This is a genomic window from Microcoleus sp. PH2017_24_DOB_U_A, assembly GCF_020738205.1.
Taxonomy (GTDB): domain Bacteria; phylum Cyanobacteriota; class Cyanobacteriia; order Cyanobacteriales; family Microcoleaceae; genus Microcoleus.
Map to the genome: position 1 here is coordinate 27,620 of NZ_JAEQCT010000071.1, position 21,481 is coordinate 49,100.

The window sequence follows — 21,481 nt, forward strand, 5'->3', positions numbered from 1 at the left end:
TGCGCTCTCTGCGGTTAAAATAAAATCTAAGATGTTTTACCACAGAGGGCGCAGAGTACACAGAGAAAGAGAAGATTGAGCAACAGAGGTGTTGAGAATGGGGTTATTTAGCAGTCTGAGAAACCAAATTAACTCCATGTAACAACCGCTCTAAATCTAATTCTGATGCTGATGCTGCTAATTTTGTCAAGTCATTTGGATCGTCTAAATGTGGCAAAGTACCCAACACTGGAATTTGAGTCAGAGACTCGATTAAATCGATCGGCGCAAAATCGGCAATTTCTTGTTCGGAACAAGCTTGAGGGCAATTAAGGACAATGCCTCTAAGCTGAAAGCCCGTGTGTCTGGCGAGGGCAACATTCGCTACAGCTTGCCCGATCGCACCTAACCTCACAGGTACCACCAAAACGCCCCTCAGCCGCCAATCTCGGGCAATATCCGCCACCGTCAGTTCCCGCGTTACAGGGGAACCCAGCCCTCCCAAAGCCTCCACCAGCACAAAATTCTTGCGCTCAGTGAGGCTTTGCAGCGCCGTCCAGACCTTTTCGAGTTCGATCGCTCTCCCCTCGCGTTCGGCAGAAATCGGTGGTGCTAGAGGCGCGCTAAAGTGCAGCGGATTGAGTTCTTCGGGGGATTGGTCGAGGCTAAATAAACGGGTGTAGAGTTCTCGATCGCCCGTGCCGGTTTGCAACAGCTTCATAATTCCCAAACTGCGATCGGGAAAATACATTTGCCAATAAGCAGCCAGAGCACTGGTCAAAACAGTTTTGCCCGCGTCAGTATCAGTTCCAGCAATCAGCAGCGAGTTCATTGGCAAAAGCTAGTAAGTAATTGGCTTCAACTTAAGTCTAGAGGAATTTTGCCAGAACTAGGGTGAAGGCGCAGGAGTCGGTGCGGGTTCCGGTGAAGGCGCAGGAGTCGGTGCGGGTTCCGGCGCAGGAGTTGGTGACGGCGCAGGAGTTGGTGACGGCGCAGGAGTTGGTGACGGCGCAGGAGTTGGTGCAGGAGTTGGTGCGGGAGTTGGTGCGGGAGTCGGTTTGGGTGCGGGAGTCGGTGCGGGAGTCGGTTTGGGTGCGGGAGTCGGCGCGGGTGTCGGTTTCGGCGCGGGAGTTGGCGCGGGTGTCGGTTTCGGCGCGGGAGTTGGCGCAGGTGTCGGTTCAGGTGTTGGCGTGGGTTCTGGCGCTGGCGTTGGTTCAGGTGGTAGCGATGGTGTGATTTCCGGCGAAGGTTCTGGGGTGATTTCCGGCGAAGGTTCTGGTGTGATTTCCGGCGAAGGTTCTGGAGTTGGGCTTGGCGAAGGTTCTGGAGTTGGGCTTGGTAAAGGTTCCGGGGTTGGAGTTGGCAAAGGTTCCGGGGTTGGAAGCGGAGTTAGTCTCGGCGTCGGAGTTATGACTGATGGCGCTGTCGGAGTGGCTGTGGGCTTCGGTTTGCTGTTGAGAAATGAGCCTACTAATGCCCAGGAACCGAAGCCTGTCAAGATGACTAAGCCTGTTAGCAGTCCGATCGCAGCAACCGGATTATCCCACAAAGAGCCACCAGCAGGCTCAATTAGCGGATCTGGCTGGTTTTGCGGGCCGGGACTTAGGGGCACCACCGGCTCGGGTTCGGGTGGCCTCCCCACCGCTACCGTTGCGATTAGCGAAGGATTTGACTGGACGACTGCTGATGCTGGTGGTGCAGTTGGCGCGTTAGATTGAGGGTTAGAATTAGTTTGGGTGTCGAGTGCTTGAGCGACTTCGCTGACAGATTGATATCGATCGCCCGGAGAGCGATTTAACATCCGATTCAGCACCAAAGCCAAACCAGCGCTCACCTGTACTTGCTGCTGCCAATTCCACTGTAGCGTTGTTTGATCCAGCAATTCCTGCGGTTCTTTGCCCGTCAGCAGGACGATCGCCGTTACAGCTAAAGCATACAGGTCACTGCTGGCCGTTGCGCGCCCGCTTTGCAATTGTTCCATCGGCGCGTAGCCAATTTTACCCACAGTTGTCGCGTGGGCTGTTCCTTCGGGAGACTGAACTTTGGTAGCGAGTTCTTTCACCACTCCAAAGTCAATCAGTACCGGCAACTTATCGTTTTCACGGAGGATGATATTTTCTGGCGAGATATCGCGGTGGATGATGCCCCGGGCGTGGATGTGAGCCAGTACCGGCAGCATTTGCCGGATAAATATTAAGACTTCTGCTTCACTGAAAGTGCGGCTTGTAGAAGGATCGAGCAACAGTTCGCGGTAAGTCATCCCTTCCACGTAATCCTGCACTAAAAACAAACGTTGATTCTCTTCAAATATTGCCCGAAACTGGGGAATTTGCGGGTGGGCAATTTGGTAAAGTATTGCCGCCTCTCTTTGAAACAATTCCTTCGATTTTTCCAAAACGTAAGGCCCGCTTTGCATCGGAATCAATTCCTTGAGGGCGCAGCGTTCTTTAAACCGCCCCTCGTCTTCTACTAAATAAGTCCGGCCAAATCCCCCTTGACCTAAAATATTCACCAAGCGGTAGCGGTTTTGTAGGAGAGTTCCAATAGCAATAGGTGGCTGCATAAGTTTAAGTAGAAACTGTCAAAAAATAGACGATCGCTGGCAGACTTAGAATGTTAAATCTTTAATGCTCAAGATCGTACTTCACTGTCTGTAGTTCCCAGTCCCGATGAAAGTTAGCATTTTACTTCTTTTTGAGCAACTTTGAGAAATTAGGCGCAAGCGGGCGATCGAAAATCAGGGGTTCCCCCGGAGGGGTTTGCCCCATAGTTGCGGTTTTTTTGGGCGATCGCAAAGGCGAAAAATTAGCAGGCTGCTACATTCTTCCTAATGACCGCTGACTGTTGACTGTTGACTGTTGACTGTTGACTGTTGACTGTTGACTGCTGACTGCTGACTGCTGACTGTTGACTGCTGACTAATGACTTCTACCAACTGTCAACTGTCCACTGTCAACTGTCAACTGTTAAGCTTTGCTTTTACCATCTCTTGAATTCTGTTACCGTCTGCTTTGCCCTTAAGCTGCTGCATAGCCTTGCCCATCACCTTGCCCATATCTTTGGCAGAAGTAGCGCCCACCGAAGCAATCACCTCGTCAACCACTTGACTTACCTCTTCGTCAGACATCTGCGCCGGCAAATACTCTTCCAGAATTGCCAACTCCGCCTCCTCCTGTGCCACTAAGTCCTCGCGGCCACCTTTGCGGTATTGGTCGATCGAATCCCGGCGCTGTTTCGCTATCTGCATCAAAATTTCCAATTCTTGAGCTTCTGTCAGCGTCTCTTGCCCCGAGGGACGGAGGCTGACTTCTTTTTCCAGAATAACTTTCTTGATGCCGCGAACAGTTTCCAAGCGAACTTTGTCCTTGGACTTCATCGCTGCTTTGATTTCTGCGTCAATCCGTTCTCTTAAGCTCATCGATTTTTACCTTGCTTTGCTATATCAAAAATCAGGAGTATGCTTCCGATTCTTAACTTTTTTTACAGTATTTTGCAAGTTTATTGCCTGTTGGTGGCATTTTTATCACCTTGAAGCCGGTGGCTTTCGGCCTTTGACCGAATTTTGAGCGGCTGCACTTCAAGTCTGGGCCCCAAATAGACTGTCGGCACAATTTTGAGACGCACAGACAGAAGTCAATACGGTTCACTGATAGTCCACGGGGAAAAAGAATGTGACAAACAGACGCGCTCGTTTGCGTCGCGAGGACAGCAATGACAAACAAACCTTAAGTGAACCGTATTGAGACAGAAGTGCGATCGCGCTTCTGCCTGCACACAGCCAGCCATAAACCCTGTTTATCCGACATATTTGTGCAACTTCTATTCAGTTCGCCTAAGTTAACACTTGCGGCCGCCCCGAAAGTTAAATCTCTCCAAATATTGGCTGAACATTTCTAATTTCCGATGGTAAGATGGCGGTTAAATAAACGTCTTGCAAGAGGCCTGCTGTGATCCGTTCTGCTACTTTACCGCTTCCGTTTCCCGAGCCGCCGGTTTCCGCTCACGACCGTCTGCGGCTGTTCTCCGGTTCTGCTAATGTTCCCCTCGCCCAAGAGGTGGCTCGCTATTTGGGGATCGATTTGGGGCCGATGGTTCGCAAGCGGTTCGCTGATGGGGAACTCTACGTTCAAATTCAAGAATCGATTCGGGGTTGCGATGTTTACTTGATTCAGCCTACTTGCTGTCCGGTGAACGATCGACTCATGGAATTATTAATTATGATCGATGCTTGTCGCCGCGCTTCAGCAAGACAAGTTACTGCTGTGATTCCTTACTACGGCTATGCTAGAGCCGATCGCAAAACAGCCGGCAGAGAGTCAATTACTGCAAAGCTGGTAGCTAATTTGATTACTGAAGCTGGAGCAAATCGCATTTTAGGGATGGATTTGCACTCAGCTCAGATTCAAGGTTATTTTGACATTCCTTTCGATCATGTTTACGGTTCGCCAGTGCTGTTGGATTATCTCGCGAGCAAGAAGTTGACAGATATTGTCGTCGTTTCGCCGGATGTGGGCGGAGTCGCCAGGGCGAGATCTTTTGCGAAAAAGCTTGGCGATGCTCCCCTAGCAATTATTGACAAGCGCCGCCAAGCTCACAACGTCGCTGAAGTGATGAACGTCATCGGGGATGTCAAAGGCAAAACTGCCGTGTTGGTGGACGACATGATCGATACTGCGGGGACGATTACCGAAGGCGCGAGATTGTTGCGCCGCCAGGGTGCGAGACAGGTATATGCTTGTGCTACTCATGCGGTTTTTTCACCTCCGGCGATCGAGCGTTTGTCTAGCGGAGTTTTGGAAGAGGTAATTGTTACAAATACAATTCCCGTACCTGAAGAGAACCGATTCAAGCAGTTGACGGTGCTTTCGGTAGCGAATTTGCTGGGCGAAACTATTTGGCGGATTCACGAAGATAGTTCTGTTAGCAGTATGTTCCGCTAGCTAGAGAAAGCACGTTTTCAATATTTGTTTTAGGGTGCGTTACACGCTTGTTAACGCACCGTTTTTTATATCGGATATCCCCTGTCCCCCGTCTTATTAAGGCAGGGTAGTTTTATGATCGGGACAGACATAGGTACGTAGTTGGGCTTTAGCCCTCTTTATATATATGCGTAAAGAGGGCTAAAGCCCAACTACGTACCTTTTTGCATGATGAGAATAAAGTTTTCCTGCTGATTAAGGGGGGTTAGGCGGGATCAGACTTAACTGTACCCTATTGAATTTTATAATATTTGTCCGATCGCACTTGAGATCGCTGGAACAACAAATGGTAAAATTCTATCTTGTTGTCTTAAGACCGCGACCTTTTCATCTTCTAGAGATGTCTGACCAAAATAAGGGGTAAATAGGGAAAAACTATGAAACATTCACTGGTACGAGCAGCGGCCGCACTTGTCGGTTCAGCAATTTTAACACTCGGGGCGATCGCTCCGGCGAAAGCATATACTTTTGACGAAACCGAAATTAACCAAGATCGAGTAATTGCGATCGCCCAACCGGGCGGTTTGACCGGCTACCAATTGCTTATTGTAGAACAAGTCACAGACAGACGGAAGTGCTGGAGCGAAAGCGGTTCTAATCCCGTGACAGTCGATCCGTTATTAGCTACTTTTGACTTCACCGGCATTTGCGGCCGCGCCACAGACAGCAACGGCTTTTCCATTCGCATGGCCGGCACCGATTTAGCATTAAAATACAGCCTAATATTGCAAAATGTTGATGGCAATGTGGTATTAATGGGAATTCCCAGCGATCCTAACGCTCAACCGATAATTATCGGCCGCACCAACGGCAATACTAACGGCTTTATGAAAATCACTCTCGATCCCGCTTGGCGCTTTAGTAAAAGAACTTATCAAGGGAAAGTATTAGGTCACTTTTATTTCACTAGCAGTCAAGCCGCACCGGGACAAATCGGAAATACTGGCGGAAATACTGGCGGAAATACTGGCGGAAATACCGGAGGTAATACTGGCGGAAATACCGGAGGAAATACCGGAGGCAATACTGGCTCTTCTACATTCGGAGATATTGCTAGCGATATCTACGCTTCCGAAATTAAAGAAGCTGTGGGCCTTGGGTTTGTCGCCGGCTTTGCTCAAGATAATACATTTCGGCCGCAGCTTGCCGTTACGCGAGAGCAATTGGTATCTTTAGTATTGGAATCATTGAAAGGAATCCAAGGTGCTAACATCACATTTCCTAACAATGTTTCTACTCGTCCTTATAGCGACGTTGATAGCACGCGCTGGAGTGCCGGAAAAGTGCAATTTGCGCGGGACAATAAAATAGTTAGTGGCTATCAAGATGGAACTTTTAAACCCATGCAGTCAGTGACTCGCGCTGAATTGATGGCGGTGCTGCGGAGAGCATCAGAATTTGGTTTGTCGGCGCGGGGAATGCAGCCAAATTTAGTTGGAAAAGAACCGCCTAAAACTTTTTCAGACACTCAAAATCATTGGGCTGCTGCGATTATTACTCAAATGTCTGCTTATTGTTCTGTTGCTTCCGCTGTTAACGAAGTTGGAACTCGTTTTGCTCCCGATGATTCTGCAAAGCGCAATTACGCAGCCGCGGCTACTTTGCGGATGCTGAAATGCGTTAAGGCTCAATAAACAGTTGACAGTTGACAGTTGACAGTTGACAGCGAATTGATAAGAATGGAGATTTAAACTCCGTTCTTATCACAATCTGCCTTCATGCTGGTGCTTCAAACCCCTGCTATTCGGTCAGTAGGGAAACCCTAAGTTTTTTTAGTAATCTTAAGACTGGCGCACCATAAGAATAGACTGTCAACTGCTGTGCCCTGAGCGTAGTCGAAGGGGTCAACTGTCAACTGTCAACTGTCAACTGTCAACTATTTACGCTACACCGTAGTCAGTATACGGTCGTTTGTATGGGGGTTGCAATCCCAAAACAATATCCTCTCTTGGCACTCCCATTGCAACTAATTCCTCCGCTGGATTTTGGTCGGTTAAATTTTGCTGAAGCCAGATTTTTCCATCTTTGATGTCAATGTGAATGATGCTTCGATAAATTCGGTTAAGGTGTTCCCAGCCGACATTCATCCACTGATAATGATCTCGTTCTGTGTCGCAGATAAGTTGCACTTCGACTTCATCATCGGAAACATCATCTTCGGCATAACGGGTGATTAATGTCTGAACGTATTGACGGTATTGAGCTAGTTTATCCATTGCACAATTACCTCATTTGTTGGTTAATCAGGACTAATATCAATTCGGGTTACATCGGAATTAATATTACCCAAAATCAGGAGACGGCAGTGCCGTTTCCCTACAATTAATCTGGCGTAGGGACACGGCACTGCCGTCTCCTCGCTTGTCATTCCGGCGCAGCCGGAATTGATATAAAGTCTTTTTTAGTCCCGATCATATCGTTTCCTTGCCTTTCTTCTTAGCTGCCGATTTCCGAGTTTTTGGAGTAGCAATTATTTCTGGTTCTTCCAAAATAACATCTTCTTCGGTTAATTTACACAAGTCGTTTAAGGAAAATTTTTGTTGGGATTCGAGTTCGTTTAGCAAGTTTGAGGCTGTTTCTAATATGTGCTTTCCCTGTCGGAGTTGGATGGTAGTTTTATTTTCGATCGCATCCTGCAACACAAAAACTGATACAATTTGCCAAATATCTAAATCATCACCGATGACATCGCACTGAGAGACGATTTTGCCGTTTTCGGGGACGTGAATCCCTAAGCCGGAAGCTTGGATCAGCGGCTGGATTTCTGTTATGCTTAAATCCGCAAGGTCGGTAATTTTATGTTCGAGGGATACGAAGTCTGCTAAATCTGGTAAGTTGATTGATTCTGCTGCTACAGCGTCGAATTTGAAGGTGAGAGTTTGGTTTAATGGATCGGAAATGGCGTAAATTGATTGGATTTGCGATCGACTAACTGCACCTTTATCAAAAAAATCTTCGCCTAGAGGTGCGATCGTCTTCGTTGGCGTAGCCCCCGTAAGGGCGGGATTCGCGATCGCAATTTTACCATTTTCCGCCACCTCCAAAATCTCCAAATTAACCAAATTCGTCGCCGCAGTCTTCACAAAAACCCGATCCAACCCCAACAAATCCGCCAACTCCTGCAAAGTTGGCGCAGGATCGAACTCCACACCCGCCCGCAAAATGAACTCTTCCAATACATTAAACTCGCGAGGTTCGCTAATCGTCACTTCCAGCGGAGTTTGGCGAATTGCAAAGCGGAATTCACGCGCCGCCAACACCGACAAATCAGGGTTTTGTTGCTCAATTTGTGCCGCTAGCGAACTTAAATTCGCATCAATTTGTTTAGCCGATGACGCTAGCAACATCTACAAAACCTCCGCAGTGACGCACCGTTTTTGAAACTTCCTGATACATTTTTCCGACAGTACCTGTTTGTTGCGTAAATAAATCGTGACAGCCGACAACTATTAACAATTCTTGAGCGCGAGAAAAAGCCACATTCACCCGTTCCGGTTCCTTAGCAAATCCAATATCGCCTCTAATATTATTGCACACAGTGCTGACAATAATCACAGGTCTTTCCATTCCTTGAAAGATGTCAACTGTACCAGTGCGGATACTCAAAGATGGGAATCTTTCGGCGGCGATTCTATCTTTAATTGCGTTCAATTGAGCACCGTAAAAAGTGATAATCCCGATTTCCTTCGGCGGTTCACCCTCTACCATTTTAGGCCGCCAAGCGGTTTCCATCTGTTCGCACAAAAGCTCGATCGCATCTATTTCCTTGACATTCAACCGCGAAGTACCCTGTTTCCCCTCCTCAAACCCTTGTCCCACGGGCGTTTTCACCCACAGGATGTGATTGTTTTCTTTGATGGTGTCACCTGCGAGATGGTGCGCGCGTCTCGTGTCTGCTTCCAAAATCCCGCAGTTGAGCTTTTGCTGGTAAAACTGATTGATTGCGCCCATGATTTGCGGGTGCATTCGGTACTGAGTTGTCAGCATTTTTTTAATACCGTCGTCAGCTTTTTCAAACAATATTTTAAACAGCGATTCTTTGATAAAGCTAAGTTCGTCTCCGGTACAACCGATGTCTTCGGCGATGTCGTCGATCGTACTTTGATTAAACATCGGCGGCAATTGCCTGTGATCGCCGACTAATACTAATTTTCTGCCTTTCAAAGCGGGGATTAATAACTCGGGCGGAGTGCATTTACTAACTTCGTCAATGATGACTGCATCAAAGCTGGGAAAGTTTTTGCTAAAATCAAAGCTGGCAGCTTGCACGCAGGTAATGCCGATGACGTTCGCGTTGTCAATATAAATTTGCTTTAAATCTTGACGGTCTTTTTCTGACGGATGGCGGAGTTTTTCAATCCAATCTGTGACGAAGTTTTGAGAACGATTGAGGGCAGTTTCTTCTCGTTCTAATTCCCGCTGCCAATGCTTGAATAAACGCTTGATTTTGCTTAAAAAATCTACGCTGAATAATCCGGTACTGGGAACTTCTATTTGGTATTTAGTCGGGATATTTTGCCATGCTGATTCCCACCAACTTCTCTCTACGATTAATTCTGGCGCTGGTTGTTGCTGTTGCAGTTTAGCCGTAATCTCGCTCAATTCTGTTTGAAGTGTCGCGAGTTCCTCCTGTGCAGTTGTAGCGGCAATTTGCAGTGGGGATAATTGCTCGTCAAGAGTAGTTTTGACAACTTCCAAAATCCCGAACGGATCTAAGTCAGCCAGGGATTTTTTAAGCTGAATCACACTGGTTTTCCAACTATCAACTTGCTTGAAAAACTGCTGCGGTTGTTCCCAAATATTCGACTTTTGCGCGAGATATTGTTGGGCGAGAATCCGCAACTTGTCTGGAACCTTTGACTGTTCTACAATTGCTTGCAATTGATTCGTAACTTCGCTAATTTTTAAGTTCGCTTCTTGCTGCGCGGCTTCTACTTGAACTTGGGCGGCGGATATTTGCTGCTGGCTGACGGTTTGACCGATTTTATCTAATAACTGTTGCTGCTTAATTAGTTGTTGTTCGGTTTCGGTTTTCAGAGGAACTATGCACTGGCGGGCGTTTCCGAGAATAGTATGCAGCAATTCTTTGACTAGCCGATCGAAGGTTTCTTGAATTTGATTTGGCTGCAATGATTGACTGTAAAATTGTTGGATGTTAGCTAAGAAAGTGTCAGCTTTTTCGAGGATGAATTTGCGCTGGCTTTGACTGACTTGGGAATAGCTGGCGAAGTCTTTGGCTAGTTGTTGCCATTGCGCTCGATCGCCCGCAGCGAGCACGATCGGCATTTGAGTCAAATTTAGGTGCAAAAACTCGCTAAACCGGAACTGCTGCCCTTGAATGTCCTTGAAACCCGCGCTGGCTTCATGGGCGATCGCCTTTTGCAGTCTTTCCAAATCGGGCAAACTGACTTTACACTTCGGCGGGACGATCGGCAATTTGAGCGATCGGGCAATTTTCAAAAGTCCTGCGGGCAATTCTACCATATCATCTGTCAGAATTGCGCCCGTTTCCCAGCAAGATTGCACAACAGTATAAAGTCGGGTATCCGCCGTCTCAATCCACTCTGCAACGGCGACGACAACGGCGGCAATTTCTGCTTTTCGCAGTTCCAAATTACTGATTTTCTGTTCGAGATTGTGGCGGTGTGTCTGATTTTGCTTGTCGCCCAACTCGAGTTGATTCACCGCATCCGATAACTGCCGCGACACCCGCAACGACTCCGCAACCCCTGACATGGCGTGACAAACCTCCTGGGCGCGATCGCCCGCCGTCTCAAATTCGGATAATTGCGGTGCTACAGTTTCCCGCAACCAAACCGCAATCCCAAACGCACCGCAACTAGGGCGATCCAATCCTATTTGAATAGTATGGTTGACGCAAATCCGCACATTTGCCATAAAGTTTTCCACTAAAACATTACCTTCAGAATAAGGTTTTAGTTTCGGCATAAACTCGGAAACTTCTGAAGATTCCCAGTTAATCTCCGGCGCCGCCAGTAAATTTGCCAGCCCATCAACCAAAGATGCAATCTCGCTTTTAGCAGTTAAACTTAATTGATACGCTGCTGATTGCGCGGTCAACTTTTCCTCAACCTCCGCCTTCCCGTCGTGCAGGTATTTTTGTTCCTTAAAAAAAGCTCTCTCGGCGGCCGAGTAGGCATTAAATCTGTCGAAATCTGCCAGCAACCGCTGTAAAGATGTGACATTAATCTGACGCTGCGACAGTTTTTGTTCGCAATCAGTCGCCGTATTTTGCAGCCAAGTGCCGATCGCATTTTCCTCTAAAAACGGCTGGCCTTCCTCCTGTACCTTATGGGCTTTTCCCTTTCGCAAAGCCCGAATCGCCGGATTGTGAACCAACCGACTCAAAGCATTATCAACGGCTAAATTAGCTTGGGAAGCAATCAAAGTTTTCCCGCCTTGACGCGCAATTTGATAGCAAATTTCCGCAATCACCGTCGTTTTCCCGGTTCCTGGCGGCCCTTGAATCAAAATTAAATCCCGCGCCGAAAGCACCATTTCTACGGCAGCGAGTTGATCGTCGTTAGCATTGCGATTTAATAAATTTTCCCGATCCAATTTTACCAGCTTGTCGGGAATTCTCGCCTCGGAAGAGTCAAATAAAAACTCGCTTAAATAGGGATTTTGAGCGCGGCCATCCGCCAGCATCTTTAAAGCTTTCTTTTTGCGATCGATCTGACTGATATCGCCCGCCGCCTCGAAATACAAAAATCCTTGTTTGGGAAGTTGATATCTACCGCCCGCCATGCGATCGCCCAAATCAACATCCAACTTAATCCGTAACATACCACGTTCAAATTCAATTTCCGCAATGCTACCCAAAGTCTCGCCATCGCGGCTGCTTCTGCTTCCCGGCGGCGAATCAAACAAAATAATGTCTTCATTTCTGGCTTGTTTCAGCCTTTCGCGAAAGTCGCCGACTTGTAAGGGATTCTCCTCGTAGCCGTCAAGAGTTGCCGAATTGCGATCGATTTCAAAAGTAACGATTTTGAAGCCGGAACCATAGTTATGCGCGCGGAAAGGTACACAAAATTGACGCGCTTCGGCGATGCGTTTTTCGACATTTAAGAAAGTGTGCCAAACTTTTAATTGTTCAGTTGTCGGTATGTGTCTCTCGTCCCAAAATGGCATTTGTTGGACGCGGGCGATCGACTTTGCAGGAATTGGCGATCTACTTTTCGGCAAAAGTCGCAACTGTACCGGCAAAGCATAGCCATCTTTTCTACCTCTAGGAAGCGCCACCAAACCAGCATCCAGCAGTTTTAAGCCGCCGATTCCGTCTTCTATCCGTACAGTTGCTAACAAGCGTAAAGTGCGATCGGCTTTTTGCAACAATTCCGGTAATTTAAAATCATCTCGATCCGTAGCAACCAGCAATTCCCAGATTTCTTCCTCAGAAAATCTCTCATTTACCTTTTGGCGCCGCACGTAGAAAAGACTGGGGGATTTACCGGCTATTTCCGACATCACAACTTCCGCCCGATCTCTGCATTCCCAATCGCAATATTTCGCTAAAGCCGCTTCTCCTTCAACTTGACCAATAAATTTACTAATTGTGCGATCGCCACTAAATTTATATCCCCAATCTTCTGCTACTAAAGATGGCATATTTTGATTTTAGATTTTGGATTTTAGATTTGAGATTGGATTTAAGATTAGCATATTGGAAGACTGGGCGGTTAGAAACCGCGTCTATACAGGCGAAACCCAAGGTGGTTTTACAGTCATCAGAGAATTAGGTACGTTGTTGGGATGCGAGCCCTCTTTATATATACGCCTAAAGAGGGCTGAAGCCCAACAACGTACCTTTGTTAATTCTGCACAATAAAATCAAAAGGGCGAATGATGGGAATTGAACCCACGAATGGTGGTACCACAAACCACTGCCTTAACCACTTGGCTACACTCGCCATAACGTTTTCAACTATAACATAACATCTCAGCACAAGTCTAGGGGTAAAGCAAAAAAATTTCAAAATATTTTTCAGCCTCCCTAAACCGATCGCATCAATTGTGCCTGAAATTCAGCGCACAGCCCGAGTTTAGCACAATTTTCGATTTGGGCGATCGCACAATAAAATTGGTTCGTAGTGCGGACTTTCATTACCGGAGATGAGATAAGTCCTCGACGCAAGTGTGACAATAGTTAAAGATTTTTTGAGGTAGATTGTGGCGCCAAGAGTGAAGACAGCGCAACCGCATACCTTTGGTTAATGTGCCAGTTGCGTCTCGGAATGTAAATGAAACGCCCGCGCAGCAAGCTGTCGCGCGCCCGGATCTGTGTCAGCTTGGGGCGCCGTGCACATTGTATAACATCGCGATCGGGCCCAGCGGAATAGAATAGCCTTATATCCATGTGTGCGTCTATTGTCAACTAATTTTCTTCTCTTATCTCTCTTCCTTCGCCCCGCGAAGCAAGGAGACTATGAAAGCGGTGCATTTAAAAAACTTCTTCACAATCCAAAATCTCAAATATAAAATCTCAAATCCCTATGAGCTACTGTATTAACCCAGAATGTCAAAATCCCGAAAATTCACTCACAGAAAAACTTTGCTTGAACTGCGGCTTTAACCTATTGTTGAGACAGCGGTATCGCCCGATTAAACTCTTAGGAAGAGGTGGATTTGGCAAAACTTTCCTCGCCATTGATGAAGACATCCCCTCGCAACCGCGCTGTGCCCTCAAGCAATTTTATTTTCGCGATCGCGATCCAGTAATTTTCAACAAAGCCCTTGAATTATTCCACCAAGAAGCAGTCCGTTTAGACGAACTGGGAAAACACGCGCAAATTCCCACTTTATTAGCTGCATTTGAACAAGAAGGTCATATTTATTTAGTTCAAGAGTTTATAGACGGGCCGACTCTCAAAGAAGAATTAGACCAAAGTGTCTGCGATGAAAATCAAATTTGGCAACTGCTGCAAGACTTATTACCCGTGCTGCAATTCATCCACGACAACCGCGTCATTCACCGCGACATCAAACCCGAAAATATTATCCGCCGCCAGTCGGACAACAAACTCGTATTGATCGATTTCGGCATTGCCAAACTGCTGACTGATTCAGCTATACTCCGTTCAGCAACGCTGATCGGGAGTCAAGATTATATAGCTCCCGAACAAATGCGCGGTAAAGTATTTCCTGCTAGCGATCTTTACAGTTTAGGTGTTACTTGCATTCGCCTGATGACGCAAGTTCCGCCGTTGGATATGTACGACTGTAAAACCGAGCGCTGGTGGTGGCGCGAGTTTCTCCCCAAAGGCACGAGTATTAGCGCCGAGTTAGGTGAGATTTTAGATAAATTGCTACAAACTCATCTTTGTCAGCGCTACAGTTTTGCGGCGGAAGTTTTGCAAGATATCAATGCAGTTTTAGATATTCGCCAGCAAAATTTGGTTGTGCCGAAAAAGCCGATCGCCCAAACTCTCATTAATACCGACAACTCGCCTTATTTCAAAACCCTGCCAACTCCTGAGCCTCCGATTTCACCGACCAAAACTACCGCCAATTCCGCAGAAACTTTGTCCTTATCAAGGATTTCAAATCTCGATTCTACCATGATTTCAGCAGCGGGAGTTGATTATACCAAACTGCGGGATTGTTTGTCAACTAAAAAGTGGAAAGAAGCCGATCGCGAAACTTGGGCCGTGATGTGTCAATCTCTATCGCTGACACCGGGAATTCAGCTAGAAATCAGCCAAATTTACAAGTTACCATGCGAAGATTTGCAAATAGTCGATCGCCTGTGGTTGCACTACAGTCAAGGTCGGTTTGGCTTCAGCGTCCAAAAGGAAATCTATGAAAGCGTCAAGGGAGATTATGTCAGATTTTGCGATCGGGTAAACTGGCAAACCTACAACTCTGCTACTGCTTCGGGACAACTTAAATTTACTCAGCAAGCACCAATCGGACACCTGCCATCTCGCAGTTGGGTAGGCGGCATTCAGTGGCTGCGACACCTCGATGCCTTGTCAGCAAAGCTAACCGAATGCAACAACAATTGACTATTGATATTTGTTATTTGTTATTTGTTATTTGTTATTTTTGAATATTTCGCAATAATTAATAACCAATAACTAATGACTAATAGCGTTCGCGAGCAGGGACAGCACTAATGACTAATGACTAATGCCCAATGACCTGTTTGGCCACTGCCCTGTTTGGCCAATTCCCGATGCCCAATTCCCGATGCCCAATAACTTAACTCTACCTGAAAGCAGAGCAATGGCTCCCGCTAGATGTATCCAACGAGCGAGGTTCAGTGCGATTGCTTGTCGCACAATGGATGCTGAAGGTAAACACAGATACAGTCGGAAATCTGACGACTGTAACAACCGAACTAAAGAGAGGTATCGATCGATGTTTTTTCACAAAAAGCCACTAATGTCTGCGGTAACAGTAGACGAAGCCAACCCCCGTTTTGCCCAACTGCTGCTAGAACAGTTTGGCGGAGCAACCGGAGAACTGACAGCAGCTTTGCAATACTGGGTGCAGTCCTTTCACTGTGAAAATGCAGAGATTAAGGATATGCTCCAAGATATTGCGATCGAAGAATTCAGCCACTTAGAAATGGTTGGCAAACTGATCGAAGCTCACACCAAAAACGTTGACCAAACAGAAGCTTACAAAAGCACTTTGTTTGCAGTCAGAGGTGTAGGCCCGCACTTGTTGGATAGCCAAGGTCAAGCTTGGAGTGCTGCTTACGTCAACGAAGGCGGCGATGTTGTCCGCGATTTGCGCGCTAATATCGGTGCGGAAGCAGGAGCTCGCCAAACCTACGAAGCATTGATTGAACTAGCGCCGGATGCGGGAACGAAAAAGACGCTGCACTTCTTGCTGACTCGGGAAATTTCCCACACTCAAATGTTCATGAAAGCTTTGGAAGCGATGGGCAAACTTACCGATCCGTTCTTCGGAAATATCGCGCCAGATTCAACAGTAGATTTGTTCTTTAATTTGTCTAGTGATGGCAAAGACCAACCAACTGCTTTGAACTCTGAACCTACTTTCAAGTACGTCGCCGAGCCTACTCCTCAAGGTTAATCAGAATATTCGGCAACTGTTATCCCCGACTTCTTAAAGAAGTCGGGGATTTCGGCGTTCGGTTTTTTTTAGGAGTTGCGGCTCCCTGATGTTAGAATTATTCAACATCCCGATCGACCATTAACATCAAATCCCTATTGAAATTGCGATCGACTTACCTATTAGTTTCTCACGGCAGCCGCGACCCCAGACCGCAAGTAGCTTTGGAAAACCTGGCTCAACTGCTGTCTGATAATTTGGCCCACTCCTTCCCCGCAGTCGCCACCGCCACCCTAGAACTCGGCCCCGCGCCACTCCACGAACAAATTTGCAGTTTTGGCGAACGTACCCTCTCCCTCGGACTGACTCATTTGCAAATCCTGCCCGTATTTTTATTACCGGGAGTTCACGTCGCCGACGACATACCGGCAGAGGTGGAAATTGCCCAGAAAACTTTTGGTTCCCGGTTAAACATAGAAGTGCGCCCGCATTTAGGTTCCCAAGTAGCAGGCTTAACAAACTTGCTCAAAACTCAGATGCAAGAGCTAGCTTTTCTCCCCAATTTGCTGTTACCAAAATGGATTGTACTATCTCACGGCAGCCGCCGCCCCGGAGGTAACTCGACATTTGAAGAAATCGCCAGCCAACTCGGTGCAGAGACTGCTTATTGGTCGGTAAAGCCGAGTTTGGAAGCACGAATTGACAGTTTGGTTCGCGGTGGACATCAGCAAATAGGAATTGTGCCATACTTCTTATTTAATGGAGGAATTACAGATGCGATCGCCAAAAATGTCGAGCAGCTACAGCAGCAATTTCCCACGGCAGAACTTCATCTCGCAAATCCTCTAGGCGCCAGTGTAGAATTAGCAGACTTAATTCGGGATTTAATTCAAAAATGAATCGCAAAGACACAGAAGAGGTCAAGGAAGCAAGAAAAATGTCTTTAGGTAAAGTGTATTTAGTAGGTGCAGGCCCCGGAGATCCGGGTTTGATGACTTTGAAGGGAAAAGCGCTGTTAGAGTGCGCGGATGTGGTGATTTACGATGCTTTAGTCAGCCCTCAAATTTTGGCAGTCATCAACCCCCAAGCAGAACGAATTGATGCCGGGAAACGCAAAGGCCGTCACTCGTTAATGCAGGACGAAACTACTCAGTTAATGATAGACAAAGCTCAAGATAATGCGATCGTAGTTCGTCTCAAAGGCGGCGATCCGTTTATTTTTGGGCGCGGCGGCGAAGAAATGGAAGATTTGGTAAAAGCTGGAGTCTCGGTAGAAGTTGTACCCGGTGTCACTTCGGGAATTGCGGCCCCGGCTTATGCGGGAATTCCTCTGACACATCGATCGTACAGTTCGTCAGTCACTTTTGTCACCGGCCACGAATCGGCGGGAAAATATCGGCCGGAGGTTAATTGGCAGGCGATCGCCCGCGGCTCCGAAACTATTGTAGTATACATGGGAATCCACAATTTGCCTTATATCATCGGCCAGTTAACAGCAGCCGAATTGAGCGCAGAAACGCCCGTAGCCTTAGTGCGCTGGGGAACGCGGCCGGAACAAGAGGAATTGATTGGCACTTTGAGTACAATTGTAGAGCAAGTTGAGGCGACTGGATTTTCCGCACCTGCGATCGCCGTAATCGGAAATGTCGTTAATTTGCACTCTATATTGTCTGGCTGTCGGCCACATCAGACGGTGGTTGAAACCGCACCTACACAAACGATTTCTGCCTCCGCAGACTGAACAAAACAAATTAAATTTAACAATCTTTGTCTTCAACCCGCGGAGGCGGGTTTTGTCTGTGTAGACGCGGTTTTAACCGCCGTGTCTTTTCTACAAACCTATGTTCAACGTGCTACCTGCCGCATATATTCCCCCCACAACTGAGCCGCATTTGCACTACCTCCGCCAGTCGGAGAATTATCATCATTTCCCAACCAAACTCCTGTCACCAGTTGCTGGCTGGGAATATAACCGACAAACCACAAATCTTTATTATCATTAGTCGTGCCTGTTTTTCCAGCTTCTCCCAAGCCCAAAGCAGCACTGCTACCCGTACCTCCCCGAACAACTCCTTGCAGCATATCAGTCATCGTATCCGCGACGCCTTCAGAAACTAACTGTCGATTGGCAACGCCATCTTTTTGATAGTCATAAATCACCCGACAACTTTTAAAATCATTTCGATCTTTGCAGTCGCTGCTGTCAATAATTCGCTTGATTACGTGGGGGCGATTCCCCAAACCCCGGTTCGCCAAAACCCCGAACGCACCCGTTAATTGCAATACGTTAACTTCACTTTCACCTAACACTAAACCGGGGGAAGAACGCAGGGGAGATGTAATCCCCAAACGTCTGGCCATGCCCACTACATTGTCTAAACCGACATCTTGCGCGACTCTCAAAGCAATGGGATTTTCCGACTGTGCTAAACCCCGATACATATCAGTGCTACCGCTGGTTCTGGCGCAGCCATTGTAACTTTGTCCTCCCCAAGAAAGCGGCTCGCAAGAATAAGTCTTACTGGGTGGGATTCCGCGTTCTAGGGCGGCGGCATAGGTGAAAATCTTAAATGTAGAACCGGGCTGTCTCAATGCTTGGGTAGCCCGATTAAACTGACTTTGCAAGTAATCTACACCCCCAACTAATGCTAAGACTTCCCCGGTTGTAGAATTGAGAGTTACTACAGCTCCTTGAGAAAAACCTGCATTCGCTCCGGCATTTTCTACGGCATTTTTGAGGGAAGATTCAGCTACTTTTTGCAGACCTGGATTTAAGCCTGTTTCTACAATAAAATTGCCTTCTCTGGCTAACTGCTCCCCCAACAAAAACTCCAATTCGTCAAATACATAATTGTAGAAATAAGGCGCGATCGTACTTTGCAGGTATTGGCGGGCTTTGGGATTGATGTCAATTCGCGATCGCCTCGCGCGATCGGCTTCTTCCTGAGAAACCGTCCCCATGGCTCGCATCCGTTCGATTACTCGATCGCGATACTGCACCGCCAACTGATAATTTTGAATCGGATTAAAACTGTTTGGCCCAGGCAAAATCCCCGCCAAAGTCGCCGCCTCAGACAAAGTCAAATCCTTCGCCGACTTGGCAAAATAAAATCGAGACGCATCCTCAAAACCGTAGAGGTCAATTCCCAAAAACACGCGATTTAAATAAGTCAGCAACAGCTCATCTTTGCTGTAATAACTCTCTAGTTTCAAAGCAACTACTGCTTCCCGGAATTTGCGTCCGCCCGAATCTTGAGTACCTACATAATCTCGAAACAAACTCCGCGCTAACTGCTGCGTCAGAGTGCTACCGCCTTCGCGAATTCCTCCCCCGCGCACATTGGTCAACAGCGCCCGCAAAACGCCGATCGGATCTACGCCCAAATGCCAATTGTAGCGGCTGTCTTCCGAAGCAAGTACCGCCTTGGATAAATAAGGCGAAAAATCCTGCAATTGCTTCAATTCTAAGTGAGCGTTATTCTGAGGGGGACGCAGCGGAGTTTGTCCGTCGCGGGCGTAAACAATCACAGGGCCGTTGATACTTCTCGGTAGAGGCCGCACTTGAAACTTGGTCGATTCAACACCAACCAAAATAGCTATCAGAGTGGTGATTCCGCTAACACCGTAAAAGCTGTAACGCAAAAATTCTAAATACCAAGGTGGCGGATCTACGTACTGAACTCTGACGGCGGCGGCGAGTTCCGGCGGCCCTAATGTGAACACGTCTCCGTGACGGAGGGACATACTTTTAATTCGTCTTTTCCCTCTGTAAATGCCGTTGGTAGAGTCTTCGTCTTTAATTACAAAAGGTGTTCGCCGTCGAGTATCCCGCGACAGGGATAGGTGTACGTGACTGACAACGGGATTGCGAACTACAATATCTGAAGCTTTGGACGATCGACCTAACAGATATCGATCGCCCAATAGCGGATAAACCTCAGCTTTAGCCGCACCTGCATCCTGTACCCACAGTTCGGGTACTTTGGCATTTGGTTTCAGGGCTAGCTGGTTAAAATTAACCTTGGCAATTGTCTGGACTGCTTGGGTAATCGCACCCAAGACGGTTTGAGGTTTGCGGGGCGGCTGCGGTGGGGTCATATTTCGCTATGGACTACGATCGAGCGATCGGCTCTTGAATCATTCTACTCGCAACTTTTGGCTATTTTCAGGATCTGTCCCATACTTTGGGCGATCGACCGTCGATGTTAGATTTTAGATTTTAGATTTTAGATTTTAGATTTATACCGTGTCCTGTCAATTACCTAAAATTAAAAAGGTTCGATCGTTCGGACTTTAGTCCTACTAGCGATTCCCAGCAAAATATTATAATTTTCCTAAACAATGAACTGTTTATCTAACATTTATCCTCGATTTATATCATTTATCAAAACTTTTGCTACAAAACAATTGTTCGGATTGTTTGATCGACCTCGATCGAGGCTAATTCTTAGGTACGTAGTTGCGCTCTTTGCGCTCCGATCTTAATATATATAGCCATCCTAAATCATTATCACGGGCGGCGAACATAAATGTGATTTCGCCTAAATCAATCAGGGACACGGCTTGACCTAAGTCCCTACAGGTACTCATGAAAATCCTGCGAGGATTGCGATAAGAGCGCAAAGAGCGCAACTACGTACCTTTATTTAGTGTGACGGTTGCGTCTAAGACTGAATTAATTAAAACCCCCCTTTTTCAAGGGAGGTTTTAGGCGTAAAATACGCAATATTGTCCTTACATCGAAGAACCCAAACCGGCATAAGCACCGTAGAAGAAAAGGCTCAAAATGCTCAGAGCACCGAGACCTGCGACAGTAGCTACCAGCCACAAAGGAATTCTGCCACTTTCACTAAACATAGCGATCACCTCACTAATTCACAGCTAAACAAATTGGATTGAATCACAGAGATTGAACTGAACCACCAGTTAGTTAAAGAAATAACTGGAGAACAAAATCCCCAACACAAAAATCAGCAATAAACCCAAATAAAGAGAAGTCCGGTTTAACTCGACTGGCTGCTCGTTGGGATTAGGGGCGCGTTCAGGCATTATAAACTCCTATCGTTGAATAAATTGCATTGCTGCGATCGCGCCCAAAAAGAAAATCGTTGGGACACCTAAAGTATGAACGGCCAACCAGCGTACCGTAAAAATCGGATACGAAATTGGCTCATTGTTTGGCGTTCTGCTCGTCATTTTTCCAAATCCTTGTAAAATTACTTGCCAATGAACTGATCTACTTGTTTCTTAGCTTCAAAGCGATCCGAGATAATCGGAACTTCTTCGCGCTGCTCTGTGAAATACTGGTTAGGGCGAGGAGTTCCGAAAGCATCGTAAGCCAAACCAGTTTGCACAAACAGCCATCCAGCAATAAACAAAGCTGGAATGGTGAGGCTGTGAATTACCCAATAACGGATGCTTGTAATAATGTCCCCAAACGGACGTTCTCCAGTTGTACCGGCCATTTAGAATCCTCCTTT

17 protein-coding genes and 1 tRNA gene are annotated in these 21,481 nt (G+C 47.0%); 6 read left to right on the plus strand and 12 right to left on the minus strand.

Annotated elements, in window-relative coordinates:
* Positions 1-103 precede the first annotated feature (103 nt).
* From bioD to JGK07_RS20250, 3 genes are all read right to left on the minus strand, one after another.
* Entirely contained in the window at positions 104-811 is a 708-nt protein-coding gene (gene bioD, locus JGK07_RS20240) for a dethiobiotin synthase (protein WP_293189752.1), read from the minus strand.
* A gap of 57 nt (positions 812-868) precedes the next feature.
* Positions 869-2,542 (minus strand): serine/threonine-protein kinase, encoded by a 1,674-nt coding sequence (locus JGK07_RS20245; RefSeq protein ID WP_293242722.1) that lies wholly within the window; start codon positions 2,540-2,542, stop codon positions 869-871.
* Positions 2,543-2,938: 396 nt separating this feature from the next.
* Positions 2,939-3,397, minus strand: coding sequence for a GatB/YqeY domain-containing protein (locus JGK07_RS20250; RefSeq protein ID WP_293175804.1), 459 nt, complete (start codon positions 3,395-3,397; stop codon positions 2,939-2,941).
* A 529-nt stretch (positions 3,398-3,926) separates the two neighbouring features.
* Here JGK07_RS20250 and JGK07_RS20255 point away from each other — a divergent pair.
* Positions 3,927-4,919: a ribose-phosphate pyrophosphokinase gene (locus JGK07_RS20255; RefSeq protein ID WP_293175802.1), complete on the plus strand. Its 993-nt coding sequence runs from the start codon at positions 3,927-3,929 to the stop codon at positions 4,917-4,919.
* Positions 4,920-5,335: 416 nt separating this feature from the next.
* A complete protein-coding gene (locus tag JGK07_RS20260) occupies positions 5,336-6,592 on the plus strand; it encodes a DUF3747 domain-containing protein (protein ID WP_293242719.1) in 1,257 nt (418 codons plus the stop codon).
* Positions 6,593-6,838: 246 nt separating this feature from the next.
* On the opposite strand, the gene JGK07_RS20265 is transcribed toward JGK07_RS20260, so the two are convergent.
* The 4 genes from JGK07_RS20265 to JGK07_RS20280 form a co-directional block, all read right to left on the minus strand.
* Positions 6,839-7,174 carry a XisI protein gene (locus tag JGK07_RS20265; RefSeq protein WP_293175798.1) on the minus strand — a complete coding sequence of 112 codons (336 nt, stop codon included), beginning with the start codon at positions 7,172-7,174 and terminating at the stop codon, positions 6,839-6,841.
* Positions 7,175-7,369: 195 nt separating this feature from the next.
* Positions 7,370-8,305 carry a hypothetical protein gene (locus JGK07_RS20270; protein WP_293242716.1) on the minus strand — a complete coding sequence of 312 codons (936 nt, stop codon included), beginning with the start codon at positions 8,303-8,305 and terminating at the stop codon, positions 7,370-7,372.
* A complete protein-coding gene (locus JGK07_RS20275) occupies positions 8,283-12,587 on the minus strand; it encodes an AAA domain-containing protein (RefSeq protein ID WP_293225391.1) in 4,305 nt (1,434 codons plus the stop codon). Before JGK07_RS20275 ends, JGK07_RS20270 begins: the two co-directional genes overlap by 23 nt.
* Before the next feature lie 229 nt (positions 12,588-12,816).
* Positions 12,817-12,889 (minus strand) — tRNA-His (locus JGK07_RS20280).
* A gap of 582 nt (positions 12,890-13,471) precedes the next feature.
* Between JGK07_RS20280 and JGK07_RS20285 the strand changes: the two genes are divergently transcribed.
* The 4 genes from JGK07_RS20285 to cobA all read left to right on the plus strand — a co-directional run bounded on the left by JGK07_RS20285 (position 13,472) and on the right by cobA (position 17,742).
* On the plus strand, positions 13,472-14,983 hold the full coding sequence (locus tag JGK07_RS20285) for a serine/threonine-protein kinase (protein WP_293242713.1): 1,512 nt from the start codon (positions 13,472-13,474) through the stop codon (positions 14,981-14,983).
* Positions 14,984-15,107: 124 nt separating this feature from the next.
* Positions 15,108-16,022 (plus strand): manganese catalase family protein, encoded by a 915-nt coding sequence (locus JGK07_RS20290; protein WP_363319084.1) that lies wholly within the window; start codon positions 15,108-15,110, stop codon positions 16,020-16,022.
* Between the two features lie 143 nt (positions 16,023-16,165).
* Positions 16,166-16,900 carry a sirohydrochlorin chelatase gene (locus JGK07_RS20295; RefSeq protein WP_293175855.1) on the plus strand — a complete coding sequence of 245 codons (735 nt, stop codon included), beginning with the start codon at positions 16,166-16,168 and terminating at the stop codon, positions 16,898-16,900.
* Complete coding sequence (gene cobA, locus JGK07_RS20300) at positions 16,897-17,742, plus strand: uroporphyrinogen-III C-methyltransferase (protein ID WP_293175788.1); 846 nt, start codon at positions 16,897-16,899, stop codon at positions 17,740-17,742. The genes JGK07_RS20295 and cobA overlap by 4 nt, the downstream gene beginning before the upstream one ends.
* Before the next feature lie 104 nt (positions 17,743-17,846).
* Here the strand turns inward: cobA and JGK07_RS20305 are convergent, their stop codons facing one another.
* The 5 genes from JGK07_RS20305 to psbE all read right to left on the minus strand — a co-directional run bounded on the left by JGK07_RS20305 (position 17,847) and on the right by psbE (position 21,466).
* Positions 17,847-20,099, minus strand: a complete 2,253-nt coding sequence (locus JGK07_RS20305) for a transglycosylase domain-containing protein (RefSeq protein WP_293175786.1) — start codon at positions 20,097-20,099, stop codon at positions 17,847-17,849.
* A 636-nt stretch (positions 20,100-20,735) separates the two neighbouring features.
* Positions 20,736-20,858: a photosystem II reaction center protein J gene (locus JGK07_RS20310; RefSeq protein ID WP_293175784.1), complete on the minus strand. Its 123-nt coding sequence runs from the start codon at positions 20,856-20,858 to the stop codon at positions 20,736-20,738.
* 69 nt (positions 20,859-20,927) lie between these two features.
* A complete protein-coding gene (locus JGK07_RS20315; RefSeq protein ID WP_293175782.1) occupies positions 20,928-21,050 on the minus strand; it encodes a photosystem II reaction center protein L in 123 nt (40 codons plus the stop codon).
* A 9-nt stretch (positions 21,051-21,059) separates the two neighbouring features.
* Positions 21,060-21,197, minus strand: coding sequence for a cytochrome b559 subunit beta (gene psbF / locus JGK07_RS20320; protein WP_006635504.1), 138 nt, complete (start codon positions 21,195-21,197; stop codon positions 21,060-21,062).
* Positions 21,198-21,217: 20 nt separating this feature from the next.
* Positions 21,218-21,466, minus strand: coding sequence for a cytochrome b559 subunit alpha (psbE, locus tag JGK07_RS20325; RefSeq protein WP_293144446.1), 249 nt, complete (start codon positions 21,464-21,466; stop codon positions 21,218-21,220).
* Positions 21,467-21,481: the final 15 nt, after the last annotated feature.

Excerpts from the sequence above, each read along its gene's own strand:
- bioD (WP_293189752.1), bottom strand. The coding sequence starts at position 811 with ATGAACTCGCTGCTGATTGCTGGAACTGATACTGACGCGGGCAAAACT.
- JGK07_RS20245 (WP_293242722.1), bottom strand. The coding sequence starts at position 2,542 with ATGCAGCCACCTATTGCTATTGGAACTCTCCTACAAAACCGCTACCGC.
- JGK07_RS20250 (WP_293175804.1), bottom strand. The coding sequence starts at position 3,397 with ATGAGCTTAAGAGAACGGATTGACGCAGAAATCAAAGCAGCGATGAAG.
- JGK07_RS20260 (WP_293242719.1), top strand. The coding sequence starts at position 5,336 with ATGAAACATTCACTGGTACGAGCAGCGGCCGCACTTGTCGGTTCAGCA.
- JGK07_RS20265 (WP_293175798.1), bottom strand. The coding sequence starts at position 7,174 with ATGGATAAACTAGCTCAATACCGTCAATACGTTCAGACATTAATCACC.
- JGK07_RS20270 (WP_293242716.1), bottom strand. The coding sequence starts at position 8,305 with ATGTTGCTAGCGTCATCGGCTAAACAAATTGATGCGAATTTAAGTTCG.
- JGK07_RS20275 (WP_293225391.1), bottom strand. The coding sequence starts at position 12,587 with ATGCCATCTTTAGTAGCAGAAGATTGGGGATATAAATTTAGTGGCGAT.
- JGK07_RS20285 (WP_293242713.1), top strand. The coding sequence starts at position 13,472 with ATGAGCTACTGTATTAACCCAGAATGTCAAAATCCCGAAAATTCACTC.
- JGK07_RS20290 (WP_363319084.1), top strand. The coding sequence starts at position 15,108 with ATGCCCAATGACCTGTTTGGCCACTGCCCTGTTTGGCCAATTCCCGAT.
- cobA (WP_293175788.1), top strand. The coding sequence starts at position 16,897 with ATGAATCGCAAAGACACAGAAGAGGTCAAGGAAGCAAGAAAAATGTCT.
- JGK07_RS20305 (WP_293175786.1), bottom strand. The coding sequence starts at position 20,099 with ATGACCCCACCGCAGCCGCCCCGCAAACCTCAAACCGTCTTGGGTGCG.
- JGK07_RS20310 (WP_293175784.1), bottom strand. The coding sequence starts at position 20,858 with ATGTTTAGTGAAAGTGGCAGAATTCCTTTGTGGCTGGTAGCTACTGTC.
- JGK07_RS20315 (WP_293175782.1), bottom strand. The coding sequence starts at position 21,050 with ATGCCTGAACGCGCCCCTAATCCCAACGAGCAGCCAGTCGAGTTAAAC.
- psbF (WP_006635504.1), bottom strand. The coding sequence starts at position 21,197 with ATGACGAGCAGAACGCCAAACAATGAGCCAATTTCGTATCCGATTTTT.
- psbE (WP_293144446.1), bottom strand. The coding sequence starts at position 21,466 with ATGGCCGGTACAACTGGAGAACGTCCGTTTGGGGACATTATTACAAGC.